The sequence below is a fragment of the Salinarimonas sp. genome (assembly GCF_040111675.1).
In the GTDB taxonomy this organism is placed as follows: domain Bacteria; phylum Pseudomonadota; class Alphaproteobacteria; order Rhizobiales; family Beijerinckiaceae; genus Salinarimonas.
The window spans coordinates 3,012,389-3,030,005 of sequence record NZ_CP157794.1 but is presented as its reverse complement, the minus strand read 5'-3'; the positions used below and the strand labels follow the sequence as shown (position 1 = coordinate 3,030,005).

The 17,617-nt window shown below is 71.4% G+C and carries 19 protein-coding genes; 15 read left to right on the top strand and 4 right to left on the bottom strand.

The features are described from left to right. Positions 1-346 precede the first annotated feature (346 nt). Complete coding sequence (locus tag ABL310_RS14060) at positions 347-583, top strand: hypothetical protein (protein ID WP_349367641.1); 237 nt, start codon at positions 347-349, stop codon at positions 581-583. Here ABL310_RS14060 and ABL310_RS14055 read toward each other — a convergent pair. Both ABL310_RS14055 and crtD read right to left on the bottom strand, forming a co-directional pair. Next, entirely contained in the window at positions 551-1,510 is a 960-nt protein-coding gene (locus tag ABL310_RS14055) for a carotenoid 1,2-hydratase (RefSeq protein ID WP_349367640.1), read from the bottom strand. The genes ABL310_RS14060 and ABL310_RS14055 overlap by 33 nt on opposite strands. Continuing rightward, positions 1,420-2,994, bottom strand: a complete 1,575-nt coding sequence (crtD, locus tag ABL310_RS14050) for a 1-hydroxycarotenoid 3,4-desaturase CrtD (RefSeq protein WP_349367639.1) — start codon at positions 2,992-2,994, stop codon at positions 1,420-1,422. Before crtD ends, ABL310_RS14055 begins: the two co-directional genes overlap by 91 nt. A gap of 112 nt (positions 2,995-3,106) precedes the next feature. Between crtD and ABL310_RS14045 the strand changes: the two genes are divergently transcribed. From ABL310_RS14045 to ABL310_RS13985, 13 genes are all read left to right on the top strand, one after another. Continuing rightward, positions 3,107-3,988, top strand: a complete 882-nt coding sequence (locus ABL310_RS14045) for a polyprenyl synthetase family protein (protein WP_349367638.1) — start codon at positions 3,107-3,109, stop codon at positions 3,986-3,988. Positions 3,989-4,031: 43 nt separating this feature from the next. After that, complete coding sequence (locus ABL310_RS14040) at positions 4,032-5,141, top strand: methyltransferase (RefSeq protein WP_349367637.1); 1,110 nt, start codon at positions 4,032-4,034, stop codon at positions 5,139-5,141. Between the two features lie 114 nt (positions 5,142-5,255). Next, entirely contained in the window at positions 5,256-6,212 is a 957-nt protein-coding gene (bchC, locus tag ABL310_RS14035; RefSeq protein WP_349367636.1) for a chlorophyll synthesis pathway protein BchC, read from the top strand. Then, positions 6,209-7,153 carry a chlorophyllide a reductase iron protein subunit X gene (locus ABL310_RS14030; protein WP_349367635.1) on the top strand — a complete coding sequence of 315 codons (945 nt, stop codon included), beginning with the start codon at positions 6,209-6,211 and terminating at the stop codon, positions 7,151-7,153. The genes bchC and ABL310_RS14030 overlap by 4 nt, the downstream gene beginning before the upstream one ends. Positions 7,154-7,166: 13 nt before the next feature. Continuing rightward, on the top strand, positions 7,167-8,765 hold the full coding sequence (gene bchY / locus ABL310_RS14025; protein WP_349367634.1) for a chlorophyllide a reductase subunit Y: 1,599 nt from the start codon (positions 7,167-7,169) through the stop codon (positions 8,763-8,765). Further along, positions 8,765-10,216 carry a chlorophyllide a reductase subunit Z gene (gene bchZ, locus ABL310_RS14020; protein WP_349367633.1) on the top strand — a complete coding sequence of 484 codons (1,452 nt, stop codon included), beginning with the start codon at positions 8,765-8,767 and terminating at the stop codon, positions 10,214-10,216. Before bchY ends, bchZ begins: the two co-directional genes overlap by 1 nt. Then, entirely contained in the window at positions 10,213-10,518 is a 306-nt protein-coding gene (locus ABL310_RS14015; protein WP_349367632.1) for a hypothetical protein, read from the top strand. The genes bchZ and ABL310_RS14015 overlap by 4 nt, the downstream gene beginning before the upstream one ends. Positions 10,519-10,646: 128 nt before the next feature. After that, positions 10,647-10,877 carry a light-harvesting antenna LH1, beta subunit gene (gene pufB / locus ABL310_RS14010; protein ID WP_349367631.1) on the top strand — a complete coding sequence of 77 codons (231 nt, stop codon included), beginning with the start codon at positions 10,647-10,649 and terminating at the stop codon, positions 10,875-10,877. Between the two features lie 11 nt (positions 10,878-10,888). Further along, complete coding sequence (pufA, locus tag ABL310_RS14005; RefSeq protein WP_349367630.1) at positions 10,889-11,068, top strand: light-harvesting antenna LH1, alpha subunit; 180 nt, start codon at positions 10,889-10,891, stop codon at positions 11,066-11,068. A gap of 139 nt (positions 11,069-11,207) precedes the next feature. Further along, positions 11,208-12,035: a photosynthetic reaction center subunit L gene (pufL, locus tag ABL310_RS14000; RefSeq protein ID WP_349367629.1), complete on the top strand. Its 828-nt coding sequence runs from the start codon at positions 11,208-11,210 to the stop codon at positions 12,033-12,035. Positions 12,036-12,050: 15 nt separating this feature from the next. After that, positions 12,051-13,028, top strand: a complete 978-nt coding sequence (gene pufM, locus ABL310_RS13995; protein WP_349367628.1) for a photosynthetic reaction center subunit M — start codon at positions 12,051-12,053, stop codon at positions 13,026-13,028. Next, positions 13,025-14,131 (top strand): photosynthetic reaction center cytochrome PufC, encoded by a 1,107-nt coding sequence (gene pufC, locus ABL310_RS13990; protein ID WP_349367627.1) that lies wholly within the window; start codon positions 13,025-13,027, stop codon positions 14,129-14,131. Before pufM ends, pufC begins: the two co-directional genes overlap by 4 nt. A gap of 16 nt (positions 14,132-14,147) precedes the next feature. Then, the gene (locus ABL310_RS13985; RefSeq protein ID WP_349367626.1) at positions 14,148-14,915 is read left to right on the top strand and encodes a hypothetical protein; all 768 of its coding nucleotides are present in this window, start codon (positions 14,148-14,150) and stop codon (positions 14,913-14,915) included. A 162-nt stretch (positions 14,916-15,077) separates the two neighbouring features. On the opposite strand, the gene ABL310_RS13980 is transcribed toward ABL310_RS13985, so the two are convergent. After that, a complete protein-coding gene (locus tag ABL310_RS13980; RefSeq protein ID WP_349367625.1) occupies positions 15,078-15,404 on the bottom strand; it encodes a hypothetical protein in 327 nt (108 codons plus the stop codon). A gap of 151 nt (positions 15,405-15,555) precedes the next feature. Between ABL310_RS13980 and ABL310_RS13975 the strand changes: the two genes are divergently transcribed. Further along, the gene (locus ABL310_RS13975; RefSeq protein ID WP_349367624.1) at positions 15,556-16,572 is read left to right on the top strand and encodes a sodium:calcium antiporter; all 1,017 of its coding nucleotides are present in this window, start codon (positions 15,556-15,558) and stop codon (positions 16,570-16,572) included. Between the two features lie 94 nt (positions 16,573-16,666). Here ABL310_RS13975 and ABL310_RS13970 read toward each other — a convergent pair whose 3' ends face one another. Further along, positions 16,667-17,476 carry a PRC-barrel domain-containing protein gene (locus ABL310_RS13970; RefSeq protein ID WP_349367623.1) on the bottom strand — a complete coding sequence of 270 codons (810 nt, stop codon included), beginning with the start codon at positions 17,474-17,476 and terminating at the stop codon, positions 16,667-16,669. Positions 17,477-17,617 lie beyond the last annotated feature (141 nt).

Here is a 17,617-nt window from a genome sequence, read left to right as displayed (position 1 = left end):
GGGGGAACGGGCCGGCGACCAGGGACGAGCCGGCTTCTCTCGGAGAGAGCCGCGATCGCGTTCAGGAAGGTCGGCGCGACGCTTCACACGATCCTCGTCGGTTCGAGGGACCCGCTTCGAAAAGCAAGGTGACCGATTCGTATGACAGTTTAGTTCACGCGGCCGGCGGCTGGCGAGTCCGGCACGCTTGTCGCGCGACGGCTCGCACAGCACCGCTGGGGATAATGCACGTCGCGCCCGCGCCATTCCGCCGCGCCCGCGGATCGCGAAAGCGCCGCCGCCCGTTGGCCCGGGAACACGTCCGCGTGTGCGGACGCTCCCCCGACGAACCTGAGGAGATCATCCGATGGATTGGGCGAACTTCCTGGAAGCGCAGAACGTCATGACGATCGGCGCGTTCCTTCTGATCGCGATCGGCCTGTTCGCGTTCTTCCTGCGCCGCAAGTCGAACCGCGAGGCGGCGTCGAACGCCTTCTCCGGCGACCCGAACCGCTCGGCGCTCGCCAGCAAGGCCGAGCGCACCAAGCGCCCGACCGGCGTCGACGAGCGCTCACACGAAGCGGCGCGGCATCCGGAACGGTAGCAGCATCTGCACCCACCTCTTCGTAAATTGCGGCATCGACAGGCTCTCGTGCATGGCCCGCACGTCCTCGCCGAGGAGGCGGGTCGCGATCTCGGAGCGGGTGTAGAAGGGCGTGTCCTCGAAGGTCTTGAGCACTTTCGGCGCGCCGCCCGCGTCGGCGCGGGTCTCGCGCGGCATCCGCCAGATCGTCCCCGGCGGCAGCGGCGCGAGCGGCGGCGTGTCGACGTCGCGCACGGAGCCGTCGCGGCCGATGTCCAGCGCCAGCACCTGTCGCGAGCCGTCGAGGCGGATCACGTCGTAGAGGACGCAGGCTCCCCGCGAGGTCGGCGCCCGCGACCAGTTCCACCAGTCGAAGTCCGCCTCCAGCGGGCGCGCGCCGAAATTCATGTCGAAATAGGCGTCGCCCGAAAAGCTCACATTCGGATGCTCGAGCGTCACCTGCGCTCGCGAGGCCGGCGCGATCGGCCACCACATGTGCCGTCCGCCGGCGTCGAGCGCGAAGATCTGCGGCGTCTCGCCCGACGGCGTCAGCCGCACGGAGCCCTTGATGCGCCCCGGCACGGGCATCGTCCGCTCGTCGAACTCGACGACGAGGGCGTCGCCCTCCCAGCGCATCTGCGAGGGGCCGATGGCGAGCGAGGTCGCGTCGCGGGAGAGCGCGTCGCGGCGGCGCTCGGTGAGCGCCCAGCGCTTGTGGCCGTGGCCGTAGAGCACGACGTTCATCGCCGGGAAGGCGTGCGGGTCCGCCGGGCCTTTCCGCCGCGCCCAGGCGTAGTACGGGGAAAAGACGTTGCCGATGAAGGCGATGATGGTGAGCCCGAGCTTGCCGTCGTCGCTCAGGACGTCGACGTACCACCAGCAATACCCGTCGTCCGGGACCGTGCGGTCGAAGCGGAATCGCGGGAGATCAGATGCGCGGCCGTCCATCCCGACAGCGCCGCCATCGGCACGCCCGCCCCCGGATGCACGCTCCCCCCCGCCAGGTAGAGCCCCGGCAGCTTCGTGCGCGCGCCCGGCCGCTCGAAGCTCGCGTTCCAGCCGTGGCTCGCCCGGCCGTAGAGCGCGCCCCCGGTCCCCGGGAAGAGCCGCTCGAAGGCCGCCGGCGTCGTCGTGCGCATCGTCTCGGGGCTGCGTTCCACCGACAGGCCCAGCCGGGACAGATGCCGAAAGGTCGCCGTCTCGCATGTGGCGATCTCCTCTGTGCTGAAGGGACGCGCGTCGCCCACCGGCGGCGCGTTGACGATCATGAACAGCCGCTCCGGCGCGTCCGCATCCCCGTCCGCGCCGTCCGCGCGCCGGCCCTCGTCGTCGCGATCCTGGGCGCAGACGTAGATCGTGGGCTCCTCGGGCAGCCGGCCGCGCTTGAAGATCGCGTCGAACTCCGCCGGATAGTCGCGCGAGAAGAAGACGTTGTGCCGCGAGAGCGGGAAGCCCTGCGTCGGCGCGTTGAGCGAGAAGGTCAGCGCCGAGAGCGACCGGTCCTCGCGGGAGGCCGCCGGCACGGCGCGGGCGGCCTCGCGGCCGAGAATGCCGCCCGCGATCGCGCCCGAATCGGCGTTCGCCACCACCGCCGTCGCGGGCAGGCGCTCGCCGTCCAGGGTGGCGACGCCGACGACGCGGCCGTTTTCGACGAGCACCTCCCGCGCCTCACGGCCGAACAGGAAGGTCGCGCCCTTCTCCTCCGCGAGCGCGTGCAGCGCGCGGGCGAGGTTCTGCATGCCGCCCTCGACCATCCACACGCCCGCCTGCTCGACATGGGCGATCAGCATCAGCGTCGCGGGCGCGAGATAGGGCGAGGAGCCGCAATAGGTGGCGTAGCGGCCGAAGAGCTGGGCGAGGCGCGGATCGCGGAAGAAGCCGTCCAGCGCCGGCATCAGCGTGGTGAAGGGGCGGATCGCGAGGAGGCGGTGCGCGCCGAACATGCCCTGGCTCGCCATCAGCTTCGGCAGCGAGGGCTCGGCCGCGCGGATGAAGCTCTCGTCGAGCATCCGGAAGACCTCCTCGGAGGCCCTGCAGAACTCCCGGAAGCCCCGCGCCTCGCGGGCGCCGGCGAAGGCGCCGATCGCGTCGGCGGAGCGCGCGACGTCGGCGAACAGGTCGAGGCGCGCCCCGCCGTCCCAGGCGTGGCGTGCGAGGATATCGGCCCGGGTCAGCCGCACGCGCTCGTCGAGCCGCGCGCCCGCGGCCTCGAAGATCGCGTCGAACACGCCGCGCAGGGTGAAGACGGTGGGACCCGAATCCACGGCCGCGCCGTTCACCAGGACCTGGCGCATCTTGCCGCCGGGCGTCGGCTGCCGCTCGAGCACGGTCACCTTGCGCCCCGACGCGGCGATCAGCAGCGCCGAGACCAGCCCGGCGATGCCGGCGCCGATCACCACGATCTCGTCCGTTCGAGGGGGTCCGCTATTCACCGAAGCATCCTGACCGTTGACACGCTCGCAAGCTATGTCAGTCTAGGTTGACAGTCTATACCGACAAAACCGGTTGACAACGCCGACGGATCAGCAACTGGGAGGCTCTCCGATGAATCCCCGAACCGACGCCGGAACCCGGATCGAGGCGACACTCGACGCGGCTCTCGCGCATGCGGGCGGGGAGGGCGCGCCGCCGCTCCTCGCCGCGGCGATGCGCTACGCGGTGTTCCCGGGCGGGGCGCGCATCCGCCCGCGGCTCGCGCTCGGCGTCGCCGCCGCCTGCGGGAACGACTCGCCCGCGCTCGCGGAGGCCGCCGCGGCGGCGATCGAGCTCCTGCACTGCGCCTCCCTCGTCCACGACGATCTCCCCTGCTTCGACGACGCCGCGACCCGGCGCGGCAAGCTCGCCGTCCATTGCGCATACGGCGAGCCGCTCGCCGTGCTCGCCGGCGACGGGCTGATCGTGCTCGCCTTCGAGACTCTGGCCCGCGCCGGCCTCGCGAAGCCGCGGCGGCTCGCGCCGCTCGTCTCCACGATCGCCGCCTCGACCGGCATGCCCACCGGCATCGTGGCGGGACAGGCCTGGGAGAGCGAGCCCCAGATCGACCTCTCGCGCTATCACCGCGCCAAGACCGGCGCGCTCTTCTCCGCCGCGACCCGCGCCGGCGCCCTCGCGGCCGGCGGCGATCCGGATGCGTGGCGCCCGCTCGGCGAATATCTGGGCGAGGCCTACCAGGTCGCCGACGACCTGCACGACATCGCCTCGAGCGCCGACGAGATCGGCAAGCCCACCGGCCAGGACGCCGCTCACGGCCGCGCCAGCGCCGCGGCGCTGCTCGGCGTCGAGGGCGCCATCGACCGGCTGGAGGAGCTCGTCGCCGACGCCATCGCCTCGATCCCGCCCTGCGCCGGCGCGTCCGAGCTCAAGGCCGTGATCCGCGCCGCCTCCGCACGCTTCGTGCCGAAGAGCCTCGCCCGCGTCGCCGCCTGAGGCGTCGGAGCCGACGAGACGCCTCACCACCGGACGAGGGCCGATGCGCCTGCCCGATTTCGTGCTCGCGATTCGCGACCGGCTCCTCGCCGCGCCGCGGTTCCAGGCCTTCGCCGAGCGTTTCCCGCTGTTCCGCCCGGTGGCCCGGCGGCGCGCAGAGGACCTGTTCGACATCGTCGCGGGCTTCGTCTACTCGCAGACGCTCCTCGCCTGCCTGCGGCTCGACCTGTTGGAGACGCTCCGGGGAAAGCCGCTCACGGTCGCCGAGATCGCCGCGCGCACCGACCTGCCGGAGGAGGGCGCCAGGCGCCTGCTCGAGGCGGCCGCCGCCATCGGCCTGCTGCAGCCCCGCGCCAAGGGCCGCTGGGGCCTCGGCCGTCACGGCGCGGCGCTCCTCGGCAATCCCGCCATCGCGCCGATGGCGCTGCACCACCCGCTCCTCTACGAGGACCTCGCCGACCCGGTCGCCTGCCTGCGGCGCGGTCCCGGCGGCGGAGCTCTGGCGCGTTACTGGGCCTATGCCCGCGCCGCCGAGCCGGGCGCCCTCGCCGACGACGCCATCGCCCCCTACACCGACCTGATGGCGGCCTCCCAGCCCATGGTCGCCCGCCAGATCCTCGACGCCTACGACGTCTCGCGGCACGAGCGGCTGATGGACGTCGGCGGCGGCGCCGGCGCCTTCCTGCGCGAGGCCGCCGCCCGCGCGCCCAAGACCGCGCTCGTCCTGTTCGATCTGCCCGCCGTCGCGCGGGCGGCCGAGGCGCGCTTCGCCGCCTGGGGCCTCGCCGGACGGGTGAAGGCCGTCGGCGGCAGCGTCTTCGCCGATTCGCTGCCGCTGGGCGCCGATGCGATCTCTCTCGTGCGAATCCTGCACGATCACGACGATGCGGAAGCGCTCGCCATCCTGAAGGCCGCGCGCGCCGCCCTGCCGGACGGGGGCACGCTCCTCGTCGGCGAGCCCATGTCGCACACGCCCGGCGCACGGGCGGTCACGCAGGCCTATTTCGGCCTCTATCTCTACGCCATGGGCTCCGGCCGGCCCCGCACGCCCGCTGAAATCGCCGATCTCGTCGCACGCGCCGGCTTCTCCGGCTCGCGCTTCGTGCGCACCCGCATGCCGCTCGTCGCCAGCCTCGTCGTGGCGACAGCGTGAGCACCACGCGGGGGTCCGCATTAGCCGCATCGGGTGTTAGTTTAGATTGACATCAGTGACTGTCAGCCTAGATTTACATGCACAACGAATAGGCTCGGAACAGGGAGGGCCGCCGTGACCGTCACAAGAGCCGTCGTCCTTCACGAGCCGGAGCGCCTGAGCGTCGAGACCGTCGCGCTGGACGCGCCGGGCCCCGAGGACGTCGTCGTCGAGATCGCCTATTCCGGCATCTCCACCGGCACCGAGCGGCTGCTCTATACCGGCCGCATGCCCGCCTTCCCCGGCATGGGCTACCCGCTCGTCCCCGGCTACGAATCGGTCGGGCGGGTGATCGAGGCCGGGCCGCACAGCGGGCTCTCGGTGGGGCAGGGCGTCTACGTCCCCGGCGCGCGCTGCTACGGCGAGATCCGGGGCCTGTTCGGCGGCGCCGCGGCGCGGCTCGTCAGCCCCGGCGCGCGGCTCACGCCTCTCCCGGACGCCTTCCTCGAGCGGCCCGAAGGTCTCGCCCAGGGCACGCTGCTGGCGCTCGCGGCCACGGCCTGGCACGCGGTCGAGATCGCCGACGCGGCTCCGGACCTGATCGTCGGCCACGGCGCCCTCGGGCGCCTCATCGCCCGCATCGCGGTGATGAAGGGTCATGCCCCGACCGTATGGGAGACCAATCCCGTGCGGGCGGAGGGCGCCGTCGGCTACACGGTCGGCCATCCCGCCGACGACGAGACGCGCGGCTACGGCGTCATCGTCGACGTCAGCGGCGACGGCGATCTGCTCGACACGCTGATCTCGCGCCTCGCCCCCCGCGGCGAGGTCGTGCTCGCCGGCTTCTACTCGAAGCCGCTCTCCTTCTCGTTTCCCCCGGCCTTCATGAGGGAGGCGCGCATCCGCGTCGCCGCCGAATGGCAGCGTGCGGATCTCGACGCCACGGTCGACGCCGTGGCCTCGGGAGCGCTCTCGCTCGACGGCCTGATCACCCACCGCGAGGGGGCCGAGGACGCGGCGCGGGCCTACCGCACCGCGTTCGAGGACGCCTCGTGCCTGAAGATGATCCTGGACTGGAGGCGCACCGCATGAACGCCGTCACCCCCGTCGAGAAGAGCCTGCCCGAGAAGAAAGAGACGCAGATCATCGCGATCTACGGCAAGGGCGGCATCGGCAAGAGCTTCACGCTCGCCAATCTCAGCTACATGATGGCCCAGCAGGGCAAGCGCGTGCTCCTCATCGGCTGCGACCCCAAGAGCGACACGACCTCGCTGCTCTTCGGGGGCAAGGCCTGCCCGACCATCATCGAGACCTCCTCGAAGAAGAAGCTCGCCGGCGAGGACATCACCGTCTCCGACGTCTGCTTCAAGCGCGACGGCGTCTTCGCCATGGAGCTCGGCGGGCCGGAGGTCGGCCGCGGCTGCGGCGGGCGCGGCATCATCCACGGCTTCGAGCTGCTCGAGAAGCTCGGCTTCCACGATTGGGGCTTCGACTACGTCCTGCTCGACTTCCTGGGCGACGTGGTCTGCGGCGGCTTCGGCCTGCCGATCGCCCGCGACATGTGCCAGAAGGTCATCGTCGTCGGCTCGAACGACCTGCAGTCGCTCTACGTCGCCAACAACGTCTGCTCGGCGGTGGAATATTTCCGCAAGCTCGGCGGAAACGTCGGCGTCGCCGGCCTCGTGATCAACAAGGACGACGGCACCGGCGAGGCGCAGGCCTTCGCCGAGGCGGTGGGCATTCCCGTGCTGGCGGCCATCCCGGCCCACGAGGACATCCGCCGCAAGAGCGCCAACTACGAGATCATCGGCCGGCCCGGCGGCGAATGGGCGCCCCTGTTCGAGCAGCTGGGCCTCGCGGTCGCCGAGGCGCCGCCGCTGCAGCCGGCGCCGCTCTCGCCGGAGGGCCTGCTCGACCTGTTCAAGTCCGAGGACGTCGGCCGCGGCGTCGTGCTCGAGCCCGCCTCCTACGAGGACATGTGCGGCGTCGACGCCGTGACCCGGCCCTCGCTCGAAATCGTCTACGACAGCTGAGCGGGGGAGCGGCATGACCACGATCACCGAGACCCCGCGGCGAACGACGACGCTGATCGCGACCGTCGACCGGCCGGCTCCGAAGCCGCAGCCGGCGGCGCGTCCGGACGGGATCGAGGCGGCCGGATCGGGCTGCCACGGCGGCGCCGAGACGATGCGCGCCGCCGCCCGCGCCGCCGGCCTGAACGAGACGCTCGAGCAGTACGCTGCCGACTATCCGAAGGGGCCGCACGACCAGCCGCAATCCATGTGCCCGGCCTTCGGCTCGCTGCGGGTGGGCCTGCGCATGCGCCGCACGGCGACGATCCTCTCGGGCTCGGCCTGCTGCGTCTACGGGCTCACCTTCACCTCGCACTTCTACGGGGCGAAGCGCACGGTCGGTTACGTGCCGTTCAACTCGGAGACGCTCGTCACCGGCAAGCTCTTCGAGGACATCCGCGACGCCGTGCACGACATGGCGGACCCCGCGCTCTACGACACGATCGTCGTCACCAACCTGTGCGTCCCGACCGCGTCGGGCGTGCCGCTGCGGCTCCTGCCGGACACGATCAACGGCGTGCGCATCATCGGCATCGACGTGCCGGGCTTCGGCGTGCCGACCCACGCCGAGGCCAAGGACGTCCTCGCCGGCGCGATGCTGAAGTTCGCCCGCTCCGAGGCCGAGACCGGGCCGGTCCAGGCGCCGCGCGGCGGCCGCTCCGAGCGCCCCACCGTGACGCTGCTCGGCGAGATGTTTCCCGCCGACCCGATGTCGATCGACGCGCTGCTCGCGCCGATGGGCCTCGCGGCCGGGCCGGTCGTGCCGACGCGGGAATGGCGCGAGCTCTACGCCGCGCTCGACTGCGTGGCTGTCGCCGCGATCCACCCGTTCTACACGGCCTCCATCCGCGAGCTCGAGGCGGCGGGCCGGCCCGTCGTCGGCTCGGCGCCCGTCGGCCGCGACGGGACCGCCGCCTGGCTCGAGGCGGTGGGCAAGGCCGCCGGCGTCGCGCCCGAGCTGATCGAGGCGGCGAAGGCCCAGGCGCTCGGCGCCATCGAGGCGGCGCTCGCCGCGAAGCCGATCGCCGGCAAGATCACGCTGTCGGGCTATGAGGGCTCCGAGCTCCTGGTGGCGCGCCTCCTGATCGAGAGCGGGGCGGAGGTGCCTTACGTCGGCACCGCCTGCCCGCGCACCCGCTGGTCCGAGGCCGACCGCGCCTGGCTCGAGGCGCGCGGCGTCACCGTGCGCTACCGCGCCTCGCTCGAGGACGATCTGGCGGCGATGGACTACCACCGCCCCGACCTCGCGGTGGGCACCACGCCCGTCGTGCAGAAGGCGAAGGCGCAGGGCATCCCCTCCCTCTACTTCACCAACCTGATCTCGGCGCGCCCGCTGATGGGCGCCGCCGGCGCGGGCTCCCTCGCCCAGGTCGTCAACGCCGCCATCGCCGGCAAGAGCCGCATGGACGGGATGAAGGCCTTCTTCGAGGGCGTGGGGGAGGGCGACGCCGCCGGAATTTGGGAGGGCGAGCCGATCTCGCGCCCGAATTACCGCGACCGCTACCGCAAGCAGCGCGAGGCGCTCGAGCGCCAGCGCGCCAAGGCCCAGACCCCGACGGGAGACATGATCTGATGCTCGTCCTCGATCACGATCGCGCCGGCGGATACTGGGGCTCCGTCTACGTCTTCACCGCGGTGAAGGGCCTGCAATGCGTCATCGACGGCCCGGTGGGCTGCGAGAACCTGCCGGTCACCGCGGTGCTGCACTATACCGACGCGCTGCCGCCGCACGAATTGCCGGTCGTCGTCACCGGCCTCGCGGAGGAGGAGCTCGGCCAGACCGGCACCGAGGGCGCGATGCGCCGCGCCCACCAGACGCTCGACCCGGACCTGCCCGCCGTGGTCGTCACCGGCTCCATCGCCGAGATGATCGGCGGCGGCGTCACGCCCGAGGGCACCAACATCAAGCGCTTCCTGCCGCGCACGATCGACGAGGATCAGTGGCAGAGCGCCAACCGCGCCATGCTCTGGCTGTGGCGCGAGTTCGGCCCGAAGAAGGTCAAGCCCGCCAAGCCCGTGGGGGAGGGCGAGAAGCCCAAGGTCAACATCGTCGGGCCGATCTACGGCACCTTCAACACCTGGTCGGACCTCGCCGAGATCCGCCGGCTGATCGAGGGGATCGGGGCGGAGGTCCACATGACCTTCCCGCTCGGCTCCCACGTCGCCGACATTCCCAAGCTCGGCGAGGCGCAGGTGAACGTGTGCCTGCACCGCGAATACGGCCGGCTGCTCTGCGAGGCGCTCGACCGGCCGTGGCTGATGGCGCCCATCGGGCTCACCGCCACGACGGCCTTCCTGCGGGCGCTCGGCGCCGAGCTCGGCCTCGACCCGGAGCCCTTCATCGCCCGCGAGAAGCACACCACGATCAAGCCGATCTGGGATCTCTGGCGCTCGGTGACGCAGGACTTCTTCGCCACCGCGTCCTTCGCGATCGTGGCGAACGAGACCTACGCCCGCGGCATCCGCCGCTTCCTCGAGGACGACATGGGCCTGCCCTGCGCCTTCGCGGTGGAGCGCAAGCCGGGGGGCAAGACCGACAACGAGGAGGTGCGCCGGCTCTGCCACGAGAAGCCGCCCCTCGTGATGCTCGGCTCCTACAATGAGCGCATGTACCTCGCCGAGAAGGGCGGCCGCGCCGCCTTCATCCCGGCGAGCTTCCCGGGCGCCATCGTGCGGCGGCACACAGGCACGCCGTTCATGGGCTACGCGGGCGCGACCTACCTCGTGCAGGAGGTCTGCAACGCGTTGTTCGACGCGCTCTTCCACATCCTGCCCCTCGGCTCGGATCTCGACCGGGTGGAGGCGACGCCCTCGCGGCTCGAGCGACCGCTGCCGTGGTCGCGCGAGGCGAAGCAGACGCTCGACCGGGTGGTCGAGGACTATCCCGTCCTGGTGCGGATTTCCGCCGCCAAGCGCCTGCGCGACGCGGCCGAGCGCGACGCCCGTCGCGCCGGCGAGGACGAGGTCACCACGGAACGGCTGATGCGGGCCCGCGCGGCCCTCGGCGAAGGAGAATTCGCATGAATTTCCCGGCGATCGACCCCAATGGCGCGCTCGAGCACGAGCTCGGCGGCGCGCGCATCGCGGGCCTCTCGAGCGCGCCCGAGGCGGCGCGTCGCGAGATCCTCGCCGCCCGCAAGGGCGACGCGCTGGAGTACCGGCTGATCCTGGCCGGGCTCCTTCCCGTCTTCCTCGTCATCGAGGTCGCCTCGCGCCTGGCGCCCCGCCGGCGTGGGCCCGACGCGCCGACGGCGAGGCGCGGCTCCGTGTGGGAGGAGGCGAAGGCCGCCGCCTGCCGGGCCGTCCCGTTGGCCTTCATGGGCTAGCCGACGATTTCCCATTCCGCCGACGTCTTCCGACGCCGACGGAGGCCTGCCGCGGGGGAGACCCGCGGCGTCCGAGACCGCGGGACTGATCGCGGTCTAAGCCGAAGACTCATGACCAGGAGGTAAGAATGGCAGAGTCGACGACACCCGTCAGGGGCACGCTCACGGGCCTCACGGAAGGCGAAGCGAAGGAATTCCACTCGATTTTCATGTCGAGCTTCATCGCCTTCACCGTGATCGCCCTGATCGCCCACATCCTCGCCTGGATGTGGCGCCCCTGGCTTCCCGGTGACGAGGGCTATGCCGCGCTTCAGGGCGCGACCGAGTTCCTCACCACCATCACCCCGATGATCGGGTAAGGAGGTCCATCATGTGGCGAGTTTGGCTGCTGTTCGATCCGCGTCGGACGCTGATCGCGCTGTTCACGTTCCTCTTCACCCTGGCTCTGCTGATCCACTTCATCCTGCTGTCGACCGACCGGTTCAACTGGCTCGAGGGTCCGTCGGCTGCGGTGATCACGGTTCCGCAGAACTCGGCGATGCCCGGCTGACGCCGGGCGTGAGCCACGCTCGATAGAGCCTCCGCGGACGGGACGGGCGCGCCGCGCGCCCCCGCCCCGTTCGCTTTACCGCTTCGCGGCCGCGGAGCGGCGCGTCACGCTCGAACGCTCCCACGATGGGGGATTGCACATGTCCATGCTCAGCTTCGAGAAGAAGTACCGCGTTCGCGGCGGGACCCTGATCGGGGGAGATCTCTTCGACTTTTGGGTCGGCCCGTTCTACGTGGGCTTCTTCGGCGTCACCACGATATTCTTCTCCGTTCTCGGCACCGGCCTGATCGTCTACGGCGCCGCGATCGGTCCCACCTGGAACATCTGGCAGATCTCGATCGATCCGCCGGACCTCAGCTACGGCCTCGGCTTCGCGCCCCTCAAGGAGGGGGGGCTGTGGCAGCTCATCACCATCTGCGCGCTCGGGGCCTTCGGCTCCTGGGTCGGGCGCCAGGCCGAGATCTCGCGCAAGCTCGGCATGGGCTATCACGTGCCCGTGGCGTTCTCCGTCGCCGTCTTCGCCTATTTCTCCCTCGTCGTCATCCGCCCGGTGCTGCTCGGCGCCTGGGGTCACGGATTCCCTTACGGAATTTTCAGCCATCTCGATTGGGTGTCGAACGTCGGCTATCAATACCTGCACTTCCACTACAACCCGGCGCACATGATCGCGGTGACGTTCTTCTTCACCACGACCTTCGCGCTGTCGCTGCACGGCGGCCTCGTGCTCTCCGCCGCCAACCCCCCGAAGAACGACAAGGTGGTGAAGACCGCCGAGCACGAGAACACGTATTTCCGCGACATCATCGGCTGGTCGATCGGGACGCTCGGCATCCACCGGCTCGGCCTCTTCCTGGCGCTGTCCGCCGGGTTCTGGAGCGCGGTGTGCATCATCATCAGCGGCCCCTTCTGGAGCCGTGGCTGGCCGGAATGGTGGGGCTGGTGGCTCGACCTTCCGATCTGGTCGTAAGGGGAGGTCAGCATCATGGCCGACTATCAGAACATCTTCACGCAGGTCCAGGTGCGCGGGCCGGCCTATGCGGGCGTCCCGATCGCCCGCGGGCCCTGGGTGCGCTCGGGCAAGCCCGGCTTCGTCCACGTGCTCGGGCGCATCGGCGACGCGCAGGTCGGACCGGTCTATCTCGGCTGGCTCGGTCTCGCCTCCATCCTGTGCGGCTTCATCGCCATCGAGATCATCGGGCTCAACATGTGGGCCTCGGTGAACTGGGACCCGATCGAGTTCGTCCGCCAGCTGCCCTGGCTCGCGCTCGAGCCGCCGCCGCCGGCCTACGGCCTGTCGCTGCCGCCGCTCAACGAGGGCGGATGGTGGCTGCTCGCGGGCTTCTTCCTCACGGCCTCCATCCTGCTGTGGTGGCTGCGGGTCTACCGGCGCGCGCGCATGCTCGGCATGGGCACGCACATCGCCTGGGCCTTCGCCGCGGCGATCTGGCTCTACCTCGTCCTCGGCTTCATCCGCCCCATCCTGATGGGCTCCTGGGGCGAGGCGGTGCCCTTCGGAATCTTCCCGCACCTGGACTGGACGGCCGCGTTCTCGATCCGGTACGGTAACCTCTTCTACAACCCGTTCCACGCGCTCTCGATCGTGTTCCTGTACGGCTCGACCCTGCTCTTCGCCATGCACGGCGCGACCGTGCTCGCCACGACCCGCTACGGGTCGGAGCACGAGGTCGAGCAGATCGTCGACCGCGGCACGGCTTTCGAGCGCGGCGGCTTGTTCTGGCGCTGGACCATGGGGTTCTGCGCCACCGCCGAGTCGATCCATCGCTGGGCCTGGTGGTTCGCCGTCCTCACGCCGCTCACCGGCGGCATCGGCATCCTCCTGACCGGCACCGTCGTCGACAATTGGTACGAGTGGGCCGTCAAGCACGGCGTCGCTCCGCCGACCCCGGTCGCCTATCCCGTCCTGCCCGACCCGGCGACCCTGACCGGAGGTGCGCAATGAACCAGAGAACCGCCTGGAGCAACTTCTGGCTCGGCATGGGCGGCGCCGTCGCCGCCGTGATCGGGGTCGGGATCGTCTCCACCTTCGAATGGCCGGACACCGAGTCGGTCCAGACCGGCTATCGCGGCAACGGGATGGTGCAGGTCTACAACCAGGTCGCGCTCGCGAACCAGGTCGCCGAGACCGAGTTCCCCGAGCCCGAGCCGCCGATCGAGCCCGCCGGCATCCTGGCCTCCGAGATCTACGAGAACGTCCAGGTCCTCGGCCATCTCGACGTCAGCGACTTCAACCGGCTGATGCTGTCCATCTCGAACTGGGTCGCGCCGGAGCAGCAATGCGCCTACTGCCACGCCGAAGGCGAGGAGCTGTCGTCCGACAGCCTCTACACCAAGCGCGTGGCCCGTCGCATGATCCAGATGACGATGGACATCAACGAGACCTGGAACGAGCACGTCATGCCCACGGGCGTGACCTGCTACACCTGCCATCGCGGCCAGAACGTTCCGGAATACGTCTGGTTCGAGGATCCGGGCCAGTGGCGCGGGACCGGCCTCGTCGGCAATCCGGCGGAGCAGAACCTGCCCTCCGAGACGGCCGGCCTGTCCTCCCTGCCGTTCGATCCGCTGGTGACCTACCTCGCCGAAGGCCCGGAGGAGATCCGGGTCGCGGGCGAGACGGCGCTGCCGACGGGCAACCGCACCTCCATCAAGCAGACGGAGTGGACCTACAGCCTCATGATGCACATGTCGCAGTCGCTCGGCGTGAACTGCACCTACTGCCACAACAGCCGCTCGTTCGGCGACTGGGAGCAGAGCCCGCCGCAGCGCACCACGGCCTGGCACATGATCCGGATGACCCAGGCGATGAACCAGGAATACCTCGTCCCGCTCGGTCCGGAATATCCGGCCGACCGGATGGGGCCCGGCGGAGACGCGCCCAAGATCAACTGCACCACCTGCCACCAGGGCGCCTACAAGCCGATGTACGGCTACTCCATGATCGAGGCCCACCCCGAGCTCACGACCTTCGGGCCGCCCGAGCTCCAGGACCCGCCCATGGAGATGACGCCGGCCAGCGCCGACGCGCCCGCCACCAGCCAGTGACGAAGGGGACCGCGGCATGATCATGACCATCGTCGAGAGCGGAGGAAAGCTCCCGAAGGGAGCGGCGGCCGCGGTCTTCGCCATGCTGGGCTACGTCGCGGCGGCGAGCATCGTCGCGGGGCTCGGCGATCTCGGCGCGGGGCTGCTCGTCCTCGTCATGGGCGGCGTCACGGTGGGCGTCGTCGACTACATGATGTGGCGCGACGTCTCCCGGGAGGGCGGCGGGCCGGCCCGCGCGCTCGGGACCTACGTTCTCGCCGGGCCGGAGACGGAGGGCGGGCCGGAGAGCCCGGCCGCCGTCCACGCCTTCGACCCGGTGCGGCGGGAGGGCGGGGCGCCGGTGGCGCCTCCGGTCTCAGCTCCGGCGCCCGCTCCCGCGGCGCCGGCCGAGCCGGCTTTCGCCGGCCCGGGCGAGCCGGCCAACGACGAACCGGCCAACGACGCGACTACCCCGACGGCCGGCGTGGCGGTCGCGTCCGAAGCGAAAGCCGTCGCGGCCGACGCCGCGCCGGAGGAGAAGGCCGACGCCGTCGGCTCGCGGCCGCCCGCGCTCGCCGCGCCCCGTGGCGAGCCGGACGACCTCAAGCGCATCAACGGCATCGGGCCCACCAACGAGAAGAAGCTCAACGCGCTGGGCGTCTATCATCTCGACCAGATCGCCGCCTGGGACGACGCCCAGGTGCGATGGGTCGGCGCCTATCTCGCCTTTCCGGGGCGGATCGAGCGCGAGGACTGGGTCGGGCAGGCCAAGGCGATGGCGGGGTCCGACGCCGCCACCGCCTGAGCCGGCGCGGCGCGACGGACCGGGCCTGCGCCCGAACCGTCCGAAAGCATCCGCCATGACATCGAGCGAGACGATAGCGAGCCGTCGGCGCCTTGCGCCGGCGGCTTTCGCCGTTTCCGACGCCGCCGCCCGACGCCGCCGCCCGCCGCGTCGACCGGGACCTCACGCCGCCCGTGTCAGCCGCCTGCGGTTCGCGCGCACGCGCCGGCGATAGAGGCGCACGACGTCCTCCGCGGCAGTCGAGCCCCGGCCGGTCAAGGCGGCGCGGGCGACGAGGTATTGTGCATCGGCGAGCGCCGCGAGCTTCTCGGGCACGAGGAGGTGCGTCTCCTGCGCGGGAACGGCGCCGGTGGCGAGCCCCACGAGCCGCAGCCCGATCACCGCCTGCGCCTCGAAGCCGAGCCGCGCGCTCGCCATCCAGAGGTCGAGCCAGGGATCGAGGGAGAGCCGCTGGAGGCGGGCGAGGGAGGAGAACGCGCTCACGGTCATCGGGTCGCTTTCGTGGTGCGGCGCGGGAGGGGCCGCGGCGGGGTGGCAACCCGCCGCCGGGCGATCGGTTCGCGTCCGGCGGGATCAGCTTAACCCTTCGGTCGTTGTCGCGGGAGCCCCTCCCGCCGCATTTCCGGAGCGCTTCCGCTGCATGCCCGTCGACCTCGCCGCCCTGCCTCTCTGGCTCGTCGCACTCGTGTTCGCCGCCGCGGCGGCCGTCGTCTGGCTCGCCGGCACGCGGCTCGCCGGCGCCGCGGACGCCATCGCCGAGGAATACGGGCTCGGCCAGGCCCTGGTGGGCATGCTGCTGCTCGGCGCCGTCACCTCGCTGCCGGAGATCGCCGTCTCGGTGTCGGCCGGGCTCTCGGGTGAAGCGTCGCTCGCGATCAACAACCTGCTCGGCGGCGTGGCGATGCAGGTGGTGCTCATCGCCTTCGCGGACGCGCTGGTCGGCGGGCGCGCCATCACCGGCGAGGCGGCGCGGCCGAGCCTGCTGCTGCAGCCGGTGCTCTGCGCGGCGCTCCTCGCGCTCCTCGCCGGCGGGATCGCCGCGGGGGAGGTGGCCGTGATGGGCGTCGGCGCCTGGAGCGCGGCGACCTTCGCGGCGGGGATCGTCTTCTTGGTGATCGTCTCGCGCAGCCACGGGCGCGAGCTGCCCGCCGACGGCGGTCGGCGCGCCCGGCGCAAGGGCACGCACGGCCTTCCCGCGCCCGTCGCAATGGTGGGACTGCTCGCGCCGATCCTCGTCGTCGCGGGCTATCTGCTCGCACGCGCGGGCGACGTCCTCGCCGAGCAGACCGGGATCGGCGAGGCCTATGTCGGCCTCGTCCTCGTCTCCCTCGCAACGTCCCTGCCGGAGGTCTCGACCCTGTACGGGGCCGTGCGGCGCGGTCGCTACCGCATGGCCATGGGCGACATCTTCGGCACCAACATCTTCGATGTCGGCCTCGTCTTCGTGGTCGATCTCGCCTATCGCGAGGGTCCGGCCCTGGCCGAGGTCGGCGCCTTCTCCGTCGTCGCGGCGCTGCTCGGCGCGGTCCTGACGCTGATCTACGCCGCCGGCCTCATCGAGCGCGCGGACCGCAAGCTCGCCCGGCTCGGTGTGGACAGCTGGGCGGTGCTCGCAGCCTATGCCGGTGGTCTGGCGCTCCTGTGGACGCTCAGATGAGGAGGGGCGACGGCCCGATCCGCCGCCGGCGAGGGGAAGGCGCGGTGCACGAGGGGATGCCTCCTCGCGACCGCGCCCCTTCCTCTCCCGAGCGTCACTGCGGCTGGGCGGGGGCCGTGTCGTCCTCGGCAGGCGGCGGCGTGGCGCCGGTGGCCTCGACGGGCTGCGTCGGGGTCTCGACCTCGGCTTCGGTCTCCGCCTGACCCTCGGCCCGGCCCTGCTGGTCGAGGCGGGCGAAGTCCGGGGCCTGCTGGAGCTCCTCGCGTGTATAGTCGACGAGGATGTGCCGGATGTCGGTCCCGCCGGTCATGGCGAGGCCCCGGCCGGTCTGCGCGGCGGGCGGCTGCGTCGCGCCGGCTTCCTCGGTCGCCTCGGCCTCGCCCTCGAAGATCACCTCGATCGCCTCGCTGGGGATCGCGACGCGCTTCTCGCCGATGCCGAGAAAGCCGCCGACCCCCACGACGACGCCGAGGATCCGCCCGTCGGCGGTGACGAGCATGTCCTCCACCGAGCCGAGATCCTCGTCGCCGGCGGTGCGCACCTCGGCGTCCATCAGCTCGGAGGCCATGAGGTGGTTCTGGCCCTGGCGGGCGATGAAGCCTCCCTGGAGCTCGACGTCGCCGCCCATGGGTTGCGTGTCGGCCTCGACGGTCTCGACCTGGACCTCGACCGGCTCGGACGTGGTGTCGGTCTCGGCCTGGATCGGCTGCGGCTCGCCGGCCGGCTCGCCGGTCTGCGCCTGGCCGGTCGTGCTCCCCTCGGGAGCCGGCGGCATCACCTGCATCGTCTCCGTCGCGGAGGACGGCTGGTCGGACGCGCCGGACGTGCCGGACTGCGCCAGCGCGGGCCCCGCGAGGAGGAGCGCGGAGAGCGCGCAGGCGGTGGTGAACGAATGACGCTTCATCGGGGGATACTCCCAATCACGCTTCCTCCATGTGGAAGCGCAGCCCGAACGCCGGATGCGATCCCGGCGTTCCCGCCCTATCTGTGGAGAACCCGTGGCGAGAGCGCCCGGCGCGCATTCGGCTTTTGCGGTTTGTGATTT